Annotated in this window: 9 protein-coding genes; 6 read left to right on the forward strand and 3 right to left on the reverse strand. The window is 66.6% G+C overall.

What is annotated here, in order from left to right; all coding sequences use genetic code 11:
• On the reverse strand, positions 1-659 hold a 659-nt coding region (locus JZ791_RS42075), incomplete at its 3' end, for an AraC family transcriptional regulator ligand-binding domain-containing protein (RefSeq protein WP_216903245.1).
• Positions 660-804: 145 nt separating this feature from the next.
• On the opposite strand from JZ791_RS42075, the gene JZ791_RS42080 reads away from it, so the two are divergent.
• The gene (locus JZ791_RS42080) at positions 805-1,185 is read left to right on the forward strand and encodes a VOC family protein (RefSeq protein ID WP_216903247.1); all 381 of its coding nucleotides are present in this window, start codon (positions 805-807) and stop codon (positions 1,183-1,185) included.
• A gap of 29 nt (positions 1,186-1,214) precedes the next feature.
• On the opposite strand, the gene JZ791_RS42085 is transcribed toward JZ791_RS42080, so the two are convergent.
• Entirely contained in the window at positions 1,215-1,928 is a 714-nt protein-coding gene (locus tag JZ791_RS42085) for a helix-turn-helix domain-containing protein (protein WP_308163460.1), read from the reverse strand.
• Positions 1,929-2,091: 163 nt separating this feature from the next.
• Here JZ791_RS42085 and mscL point away from each other — a divergent pair, with 163 nt between their 5' ends.
• The 4 genes from mscL to JZ791_RS42105 all read left to right on the forward strand — a co-directional run bounded on the left by mscL (position 2,092) and on the right by JZ791_RS42105 (position 8,247).
• On the forward strand, positions 2,092-2,622 hold the full coding sequence (mscL, locus tag JZ791_RS42090; RefSeq protein WP_216903248.1) for a large conductance mechanosensitive channel protein MscL: 531 nt from the start codon (positions 2,092-2,094) through the stop codon (positions 2,620-2,622).
• A 369-nt stretch (positions 2,623-2,991) separates the two neighbouring features.
• Positions 2,992-5,532, forward strand: a complete 2,541-nt coding sequence (locus JZ791_RS42095; RefSeq protein WP_216903249.1) for a type 1 periplasmic-binding domain-containing protein — start codon at positions 2,992-2,994, stop codon at positions 5,530-5,532.
• Between the two features lie 92 nt (positions 5,533-5,624).
• Positions 5,625-7,418: a serine/threonine-protein kinase gene (locus JZ791_RS42100; RefSeq protein WP_216903250.1), complete on the forward strand. Its 1,794-nt coding sequence runs from the start codon at positions 5,625-5,627 to the stop codon at positions 7,416-7,418.
• A gap of 67 nt (positions 7,419-7,485) precedes the next feature.
• Complete coding sequence (locus JZ791_RS42105; RefSeq protein ID WP_216903251.1) at positions 7,486-8,247, forward strand: hypothetical protein; 762 nt, start codon at positions 7,486-7,488, stop codon at positions 8,245-8,247.
• A gap of 20 nt (positions 8,248-8,267) precedes the next feature.
• Here the strand turns inward: JZ791_RS42105 and hutH are convergent, their stop codons facing one another.
• Positions 8,268-9,809, reverse strand: coding sequence for a histidine ammonia-lyase (hutH, locus tag JZ791_RS42110; protein WP_216903252.1), 1,542 nt, complete (start codon positions 9,807-9,809; stop codon positions 8,268-8,270).
• 190 nt (positions 9,810-9,999) lie between these two features.
• On the opposite strand from hutH, the gene JZ791_RS42115 reads away from it, so the two are divergent.
• Positions 10,000-10,387 (forward strand): IclR family transcriptional regulator (locus tag JZ791_RS42115; RefSeq protein ID WP_216903253.1); only part of this gene is annotated, 388 nt, incomplete at its 3' end.

Consider the following 10,387-nt stretch of genomic DNA (forward strand, 5'->3'; position numbering starts at 1 on the left):
GCCAGGGGTGTGAGCACATCGGCCAGCACCGGATCGGCGGTGCGCAGCGGCACCTGCATATCGGCGGCGCGGAACGTCATCGCATCCGCGGCCGCGCCGAATTCGATCGCGTCGGTGCCGAACACCTTCCGGAAGACCTCGGTATCGTGCGGCATGCTTTGGCGCAGCGATACCCGAATCGGATTCAGCGGCATGTCCACGACCAGCCGAGCCCGGGTCAGCACCGCCACCAGGCCCCACACCTGGACCAGATCCCGGCCCCGGCCGTCGCCGTCGATCATGTCGAGGTACATCGTGGTCTCCTCGGCGTTCTCCGCGACGAGATCGAAGCGGTGGTTGCTGGTGACCGCGGTGACGTACGGCCCACAGGTCGCCAGGCCCGCGCCGACCGTGGGCGCGCTGGTGAACAGGTAGTCGTACAGGCGGGTGGCCTTGAGGCGGTATCGGCTGGCCACATGCAGTGCGATATTCGGATCGTCGAGCCAGGATTCGCCGAGCTCCCACAACCGGGAGAAGTACTCACTGGGCACGTGCGCGCCCGGCCCGGACATCGCCCACTCGGGCAGACCGCACTCGCGCACCAGGCGATGACGGTCGAGCCCGGCCTCGGTGAGCTGGGAGATCACGAATCGGTGCAATAACGTCGAATCTGTGCCCATACCCCTCCTGTCGTCGCGCTGTTGCCATGGAATCCGGCCGTAGCAAAGAGCTATACCGCATAGTGGGTGCCGTCGTCACGGGCAAGCAGCAAAGGCGTCCGATTTGTTCAAGACCGAACCCCGGGCCCGCCCATAGGGTCACCCCATGACTGTTCGAATGACCGTGATCGGCCTTGTTGCCGCCGAAATGGACGCCACGCTCGAGTTCTACCGCCGCCTCGGACTCGAGTTCGAGCGGATGGGCGAGGGCCACGCGCAGGCGGCGCTGCCCGGCGGTATGCAGCTGATGATCGACACCGAGGCCGAGGTGCGTAGCTTCCGGCCGGACTGGCAGGGGCAGTCCGGGCGAATGGGCCTGGCGTTCGAATGCGATGGACCGGCCGGGGTGGACAAGATGTTCGCCGAATTCACCGAGGCGGGGTATCGCGGCGTGCTCGAGCCGTTCGACGCGTTCTGGGGGCAGCGTTACGCCACGGTGCTGGATCCGGACGGCAACGGCGTGGATTTCTACGCGCCGCTGGGCTGAGTGCGGTCGCCCTCACATTTCCGGCCGCATCATCCATCGCGGGAAATCAAGCGGCCCAGCGGCATTCCGGATAACTCCCGAACCTCGCGTGACATATGCGCCTGATCGGCATACCCAGCACGAAAGGCCGTCTCGGCGAAGGGGGTTCCGCTACGCGCCAACGCGAGCACATGTTGTAAGCGCAGTATCCGGGCGAGCATCTTGGGACCGTATCCGAAGGCGGACAACGACATCCGGCGCAGGGTGCGCTCGGTCAGACCGAGTGTGTCGGCGGCGCCGGCCACCGACGCACCCGCCGCCAGGCGGCGTACGACCGCACGCAACGCCGGATCGGCGGGGCCGGTCTCGGCCGCGCGCCGTACGGCGATCAGTTCGAGCGCGGCCACCGGATCGGATGCCGACGCGACGGCGGCGGTGAGGTGACGCACTCGCGCGGCGCCCCACAGGTCAGCGAGATCGACCCGTCTGTCGAGTAATTCGTGCGCTGGAACGGCGAGCAGAGTTGGCGCGGTACCGGGGAAGAACCGGATGCCTGCGATGCGGGCTCCGGGCGCTATCGCCGCCTGATAGGCACGGGTATCCGGTCCCGCGACGACCAGCCGCTCCCCTATCCACAGCAGATCGATACAGCCGTCGGGCAGGACCGGCGCGGCCTCGGTCGCGCCGATGGTGCGCGTCCAGACCACCGCACCGTCGATCGCCCGCGAGCGACGTTCCTGGTACAACGGCAGAGTGGCCTGCACGACCCCGAGGGTACGCGGTACATCCGACAGATTCGGCCGTGCCCGATCCGCTCGGGGTGGTCGGGTGCCCTGCGCCGCCGAATGGTAGCGGAAGGTTCGCCGCGTTAGAATTCCGGCGGGATAAGGGAAACAAATCTAGTTCAGATAGAGGTCTGCTCGGCTTATGTTCAAGGGTTTCAAGGACTTCCTGATGCGCGGGAACGTCATCGAGCTGTCCGTCGCCGTCGTCATGGGCACCGCGTTCACCGCCGTGGTCAGCTCGGTCACCAAGGGGGTCGTCCAACCCCTGCTCGCGATGCTGGGCGGCAACTCCCAGTTCGGCCTGGGTTTCCGGCTGATGGCCGGCAAACCCGCCACCTTCATCGCGATCGGCCCGATCGTCAGCGCCATCATCGACTTCTTCATGGTCGCGGTGGTCCTGTACTTCGTGCTGATCCTGCCGATGAACACGATCAAGAAGCGCTTCAGCAAGCCCGTGAAGGAGATCGAGATCAAGCCCTCCCAGGAGGAACTGCTGACCGAGATCCGCGACCTGCTCGCAGCCCAGAACGGGTCCTCCCCGTCGGAGCAGACCGCGACCACCGACAGCTCGAACACGGGCCACCACACCGCACCCACGCCGGCGATGGTGCGCACCGGCGACTCGCCCGCTTCCGTGTCGCGCAACTCCGACGCCACCGGCCCCGCGAACTGAGCCGTCGTCTGTCGGGTTACACCCGTCCCACATCGGTAGCAGCGCGCCGGCTCCTCGGGGAGATCACGGACATCCACCAGAGGGGCGGGACCGGTCCCACCGCCACGTCGCACGATGTAGCCGGTTCCGGGATCTGCAGCAGGCGCCCGGGCGTGTTCGAGCGGGGAGGACATGACAACGGAACAGCAAGGCCGGCAGCGGCCTGCTCGAGGCAATTTCGCCGGTACCGGTCACGTTCATCATTTGATCGGTGTGCTGCTCCTGCGACCGCGGTACGGGGATGGGCCGCGCAAGTTGCGGGGACAAGACACACCAGAGTGGGATGGCGGGTATCCCCGGGAGACGCGGGCGGAACGGCAGGGCCTGCCGATGCTTTATCTCACCCGGCCCAACGATCGGCCGGCCGCACGCCCGGACTACCGCACACCCATCGACGAAACCGTTGGCCTCCTGAGAGAGGCCGGGATACCGCACGCGCGGGTTCGCCGCACAGGTACCGAGGAGTCCACCCGTCGAGCCAACGACGAGTTCGAGAAGGACGATGTCACCGTCATCCGCAGTGTCCTGCGCGAAGCACGAGACGAGTTGATCCGCAGCAACGGGCATTTCAAGCGGCAGTTGCGATTTCCGCTGTTCTCACTCGCGTACCTGCTGATGGACAGCCCATCCGGTGATGACGGATCCCGGCCATTGCTCCGGCAGAGCGATGTCATGCGCAACATCGACAAGGCGGTGCGAACCCTGGACCGGGAAGTCGCGTCGGTGTGGATCAAGTGGAAGCTTCCACTGTGGGCGATGTATATCGTGACTCTCGGATTCTTCAGGGTGGTGTTGACCGGCCGAGTCCCGGTCCTGTCCGGAAAATATCGGTGGTTCATGCGCCAGCCGCATCTCGCACCGGATCTGTCGGGCACCTTTGTCCGGTTCGCCCGGCGGCTGACGGACTGGAAGGAGGAAAATCCGGAGTACGTAGCGCGGCTACTGGTGAACGCCTTCCTCGAAGACCTTCGCCGCAACTATCGTTTTCCCTGGCGAAATGCCCGTCGCATGACCTATCCGGTGCTGCTGCTCGACGACGACGCCATGGCCCGCGGCGGTGGCAAACTGCTCTGGCTGGTCAACGAAATACGGAATCAGACAGGACTTTTCGATCCGCTGCTCATTGTCGCCGCCGGTCGGCCCGAGCATGTCGAACCCGTCCCCCACGACTCGTGGCCGACCACGGAAAACAGTGCGGCGCAAGCGTATCGAGTCTGGCAAGACGCCCTGTCGATGTACCGGCGCAAGCGCGAGCCCATTACCTGGTATCTCCCCCTGTCGATCCCTGTCGGCCGGGAGGGGGTCACGACCTTCCGTCCCGAAACCATAGCCGAACGCAAGGCGGTACGTCCCCCACTCGTCTTCGACCTGACTCTCCGCGTCATCCTGGTCGTCTTGATCGTCGCGGCCGGGGCAGGGGTATCGATTCGCTACGATTACGACCATTGCTGGAATTGGACTCCGGCACACTGGAGTTGGAGTCCGAGGGCAACGGTGAGCCGCACCGGATCCGAATGTATCGGCGTCAGTGATGGTTCGCTCGATTTGTTTCAGCCGTCGGATTCCACTATCGGCCAGGTCGAGAACACCATCGTCGCACAGAATGAACGAGCCGCGAATATGCACGGCGAATTCCCGAGGCGGCCCTATATCACCGTGGTGGATCTGCAGGCGACCACGTCGTCCGACGGGACCTCGGACGGGCTGACGGCCGAGCGTGAAGGCATGGAAGGGGTTGCGACAGCGCAGGAACGGCAGCTGAACGAGTCCGGGGACGCCGACCCGATCGTGCGCGTGCTCGTCGCCGACGGCGGAGCGGGCATGCGTCGGGCTTCGACGGTGGCCAAGCAACTCGGCGGGCTCGCGAACCGGGACAAATCGCTGGTCGGCGTGGTCGGCCTGGACATGAGCAGCCAGCCGACGCTGGATATGGTCGGCGTGCTCAGCAGCGTCGGCCTGCCGATGGTGGCCTCGACACTGTCGCAGCAGAATCTGGCCACAGGGCATCCGATGTATTTCCAGGTCGCGCCGACCGACGACGCCGAGGCCCGGGTCGTGGCCGCGTTCGCGGACCATCAGGCGAATTCGTCGCCCCGAATTCCCCGCACGGTGCGGATCTACTACTCCGACGACGCATCCGACACCTACAGCGCCGATCTGCGCGATGCCGCCCGAACCGCGTTCAGCGCGAAGGGGTTTTCGGTCACGCCCGAGGCATTCACTCCCGGCAAGGCGAACAGTGCCGGACAGGACACCTGTGGCTTCGACGGTTTCGTGTACTTCGCGGGTCGAGGCGTACCAGATTATGGCGACTTCCTCAGTGGCGCATCGCAATGCTCGAGCACGGCGGTGTTCATCGGTGACGACGACGTCAGCCGCTACGTCGCGGACGCCGCGAAACGACGGGCCAACCAGGCGCTGAATTTCTACTACGTGTCGTTCGCATCCGCACCGCCGATCAGGGACCGCCACGGCGCCGAACTGGACTTCTACCAGACGCTGGACCACCTGTTCCCGTTCGAGACCCATCCCGACCGGGGCCGATCACTCGACGGACATGCCGCACTCGCGTACGACGCCGCACAGGTCGTGATCACGGCCGCGAGCTACCTGCGGGCAGGCTCGGTCGAGCATCCGATAACCCCGGGCACCGTCTGGCGCGAAATCACCGACATCCACGGCTCTCCCACCCAGCATCACCAGATAGACGGCGTCAGCGGCACCATCGACTACGGCGGCGACATCACCCGGCAGGTCCCGCTGAACAAGCCTCTAGCCATCCTGCAGGTCGTGCACGGGGACGTCGACCCCGACATTCTCGGATTCTGCGGAACCGCGGCGGGCCATACGCCGTCACAGTGGTGCCCGTGAACGGCTGATCTTTCCGGCCTTCCTCGTGCCGCCACGCCGATACGCGTCTACTCTTTCTATCCCGTGGGGAGTCACACGGCGATCGGAGGGTCGTGCGGGCGGGCGACGTGATCGAGGGTCGGTATCACCTGCTGGAACAGGCCGGTTCGGGCGGGCACGCGGTGGTATGGCACGCACATGATCAGTTACTGAAACGCGCGGTCGCACTCAAACACGCTCGCTCGGCGGAAACCGAGATCTCCGTGCACGAAGCGGAACTGCTGGCGCGAGTACGACACCCGAATGTGGTGGAGGTCTTCGATGTGATCCGCGTCGAAGATCGATGGTGGTTGGTGATGGAGTACGTGTCGGGCCGCAGCCTCGCCGAGATCGGGGTGATGTCGGCCGAACGAACCGCCCGGCTGGGCGCACAGGTCGCATCGGGATTGGCGGCGGTGCACGCCGCCGGAGTCGTGCACCGTGACATCACGGCGGCCAACGTGCTTGTTTCCCACGATGATACGGCCAAGCTGAGCGACTTCGGCATCTCACGCGATGTGCACCTCGCGACGACGCTGACCGGGGGCGCGGTGCTGCCGGGGACGCTCGGATACATCTCACCGGAGGTGGCCGACGGCGGGCGGCCCGATAGAGCATCCGACGTCTTCGCCTTGGGGGCAACACTTTTCCTCGCGGTGCAGGGCCGTACACCCTTCGGTGAGGTGAACGCGCACCCGATGGCCCTGTTGCGGCGCACGATGAACCGGCAATTGGCCGTGTCCGGCGTGGATGGGGAACTGGGCGCGGTATTGCGCGCGACGCTGCGGCTGGAACCGCAGCAGCGGCCGACGGCGGCACAGGTACAGGCAATGCTGAGCGGGATCGCGGACCGGGTGGAGGGCGACGTCCCGACCGGGGACGACGACCCACACCGCGGCGGAGGAGGCAACCCCCGTCCTGGATGGGTGCGCCGGGCGGGGGCGGCACTGGCCGGTGTGGTCCTGCTGCTGCTGGTGGCAGCTGCCGGCGACAGTTCTGTACGCACCCTCGGTCAGCGCCCTTCGGGACCGAATCTGGAAGTGGGCGAGACACATACCGTCGATCCGTGCGGACTGGCCACCGCGGCGGCCCTCGACGGTTTCGGTGCCGCACGATACGACGCCGACAGAGGCAATTTCAACCGCTGCGACATACTGATTCGATCCGGAGACGACCGGCTGGAGGACGTCAAGCTCTCCTTCGAGAACCCGACCCCGCAGGATCCGGTCGGGCCGTTCGAGACGTACGGCAGAGTGCGGGTGCTGCGGCTGCCGGGGGCCGGTGACGAGTGCGATCGCACGATCGTTCTGCCGGATCATTATCAGATCGACATCGACACGGTCGCGGATCGGGATGACGCCCGATTGTGCGTGGTGGGTGATACGGCGACTGAAAATGTTGTAGATCGACTGTCGCACAATGGAATCCCTCGGCGCACAGACCGGATGCCGGCAAATTCGCTGTTCTGGTCCGATGCGTGCCGACTACCGGGAAGCACCGGGCTGTCACAACTTCCGGGCGTCGCCGCCTTGAACCCGCTGCCCGACTTCGGCAACTGGGCATGCCGCTACAACAGCACGATCGGTCCGGGATCGTTGCGGGTGATCTTCGACCGCAACGTACCCCTGACGGCCGACAACGGCACACCCGAAACGCTGTCCGGGCATACGGTGTTCATCCAACCCGACGGCTACGGTCCGCAGGACTGTCTGGCCCGCATCGTTCACCGCGGGTATACGACCGCGCTGTCCACACCGGCGGTCGAGTTGGCGCTGGTGGTGATCGAGAACACCGAACCGGCCGAGCAGCGCTGCCTGCTGGCCACCGATGTCGCGACCGCGGTAACCACGAACCTGCCTCCATCCTGATGGCGTGATCCGGGAACGGTCCCGCCGGGGTGACGGCATGCTGGAACCGGACCAGAGGAGGTTGGTTATGAACTTCGATCGCGTCAGCCTGGCATTCGGCGTCCCCGACGCCGCGCCGGGGACGCTGTCAGCGCTATCGATCAGCAACTCGGTCACAGCCGCACCGGACGAAGGTCGGCAGGTGGTATTCGGCCGCAACTGGGACGACGCGGATATCTGCGTCGGGGGGCACGACCAGGGAGTCAGCCGGACACAGGGCATCATGACGTGCCGTGGCGGTCGCTGGTGGCTCGCCAACGCCGGGCGACGACCGCTGCGCCTGCCGGGATCGCAGATGCTGTTCACCGGTGAGGAACCGATTCCCCTGGTCGCCGGGTACCTGGCATTGTTCGTGCACGGATCAGCCGCCCACGAGCACCTCTTGGAGCTGTACGTGTCGGGCGCGGACGTGACACAGCCGGCGAGAGGTCCGGCCGCTGTGACCCAGCCGCCGCGCACCTGGCGCCTGTCGGTGAACGAACGACTGGTGCTGGTCGTGCTGGCACAGCGATACCTGCTGCAGGAGCCGTACCCGCAGCCGATGGGCTGGCAGCAGGCCGCCGACCACCTCAACGATCTGGATCCCGACGCCGACTGGAATCACCGGAAGGTGGCACGGCTCGTGGAGCAGGTGCGGACTCGGCTGTCGAAGGCCGGAGTCGCGGGCCTGACTCGCGAGGAAGTAGGCGAGCCGATCGGAAACATGCTCAACCACAACTTGATTCGAGAACTCATCGACAGCATCACCCTCATCCCGCCCGACCTTCGCATGCTCGACCAGCCGGACTGATCGCCGCGGGATACACGCCATCAGCCAAGGGATTCCAGGATCGAATCAAGCGCGCCGTCGCGAATCATCTCGGTGACCGCGGCGATATCGGGAGCAAGATGACGGTCCGGGCCCGGGCCGGGCACCCGAGTACGCAGTAGTTCACGGGCCGCAGCGGTCGCCGGAGCGGGCTCCAAGGGTACGCGCAGGTCCAACGCCCTTGCGGCGGTAAGCAGTTCGACCGCGAGGACGGTGGTCAGCCCGGTAATCGCGCGGCGCAGTTTGCGCGCGGCGGCCCAGCCCATGGAGACGTGATCCTCCTGCATCGCGCTGGAGGGTATCGAGTCCACCGAGGCGGGCACGGCCAGGCGTTTGAGTTCGGATACCACCCCGGCCTGGGTGTACTGCGCGATCATGTACCCGGAGTCGACGCCAGGATCCGCGGCCAGGAACGCCGGAAGTCCGTGCGAGCGATGCACATCCAGCATCCGGTCGGTGCGGCGCTCGGCGATGCAGGCCATATCCGCGACGGCGATCGCCAGGAAGTCCAGCACGTAACCCACCGGCGCGCCGTGGAAGTTGCCGTTGGACTCCACCCGGCCATCGTCGAGCACCACCGGATTGTCCACGGCCGCAGCCAGTTCACGGCCGGCCACGACCGCGGCATGGGTCAGGGTGTCGCGCGCGGCGCCGTGCACCTGCGGGGCGCAGCGCAGCGAGTACGCGTCCTGCACCCCGGTGCAGTCCGGGCCGCGGTGGCTGGCCACGATGCTCGAATCCGACAGCGCCGCGAGGATTCTGGAAGCCGACCGGGCCTGTCCCGGATGCGGCCGCAACGCCTGGAGGTCGGCGGCGAACACACGATCGGTGCCCAGCAACGCCTCCACGCTCATGGCCGCGCTCAGATCCGCCAGGTCGAACAGCCGGCGCAGATCCGCGATCGCCAGCAGCAGCATGCCCAGCATGCCGTCGGTGCCGTTGGTCAGCGCCAGCCCCTCCTTCTCGGCCAGTACCAGGGGCTCGAGCCCGGCCGCGGCCAGCGCCGGGCCCGCCGCGACGGCGCGACCGTCCGGCCCGAGCAGGTCGCCCTCGCCCATCAGGGCCAGCGCGACCGCCGCCAGCGGCGCGAGATCGCCGGAACAGCCCAGGGATCCGTACTCCGGCACCCACGGCACCAGACCGCTGTTCAGCAGCCCGGCGAGGGCAACGGCGGTCCGCGGGCGCACTCCGGTGTGGCCGCTCATCAGCGTGCGCAGCCGCAGCAGCATCATCGCCCGCACCACCTCCGCCTCGACCGGATCACCGGCCCCGGCGGCATGGGAGCGAATCAGCGAGCGCTGCAAATCGATTCGACGATCCAGCGGAATGTGACGCAGTGCCAGCGCGCCGAATCCGGTGGACACCCCGTACGCGGGCTCGGCGCGGTGGGCCAGATCGTCGATATGCTCGCGTATCGTCGCCAACCGGTCCAGGGCGTCGGTGACGAGATCGACCGGGGCGCCGCCGCGGGCCACGGCCAGCACCTGCTGCGGGGTCGGCGCCGCCGTGCCCACCAGCACCCGATCGGTTCCGATTCGATTCATCCCGTCATTCGACATCGCGTACGTCTCCCGAACCAGCAGACACGAGGGAAAACCGTCTGGCATACCAGACAATGACCGGTTAGCGTCGTCCCACCCATCCTGTCAAGACGGCCTCCCGCACGGACACAGAGCTGTGAGCAGGCAGGACGGAGAGCTGTCTGGCATTCCAGACCTTGCTAGAGTGACGCCGATGGGCTCCAGCAGTGAGATTCCCGCACTCCGCCGCGGCCTCCAGGTGCTCGACCTGCTCGCGCGCCACGCGGGGCCGATCCCGGCCGCCGCCGTCGCGCGGGAGCTGGGTCTTCCCCGCTCCACCATCTACCACCTGCTCAACGAGCTCCAGGCGGCAGGATATGTGACGCACATCCCGGGCGAACGCACCTACGGCCTGGGTATCGCGGCCTTCGAACTGGGCTCGGCCTATCTGCGGCACGACCCGCTGGAACGGGTCGCGGGGCCGCTGCTGCGCACCCTGGTCGACACTGTCGGCTACACCGCGCACCTGGGCGTGTTGCACGGTAACGAGTCGCTGTACTCTGTCTCTGATACACATCTCCGAGCCCACGAGACACTCGCTA

Origin of the sequence: Nocardia alni, assembly GCF_019038435.1 — a bacterium.
Lineage (GTDB): Bacteria > Actinomycetota > Actinomycetes > Mycobacteriales > Mycobacteriaceae > Nocardia > Nocardia alni.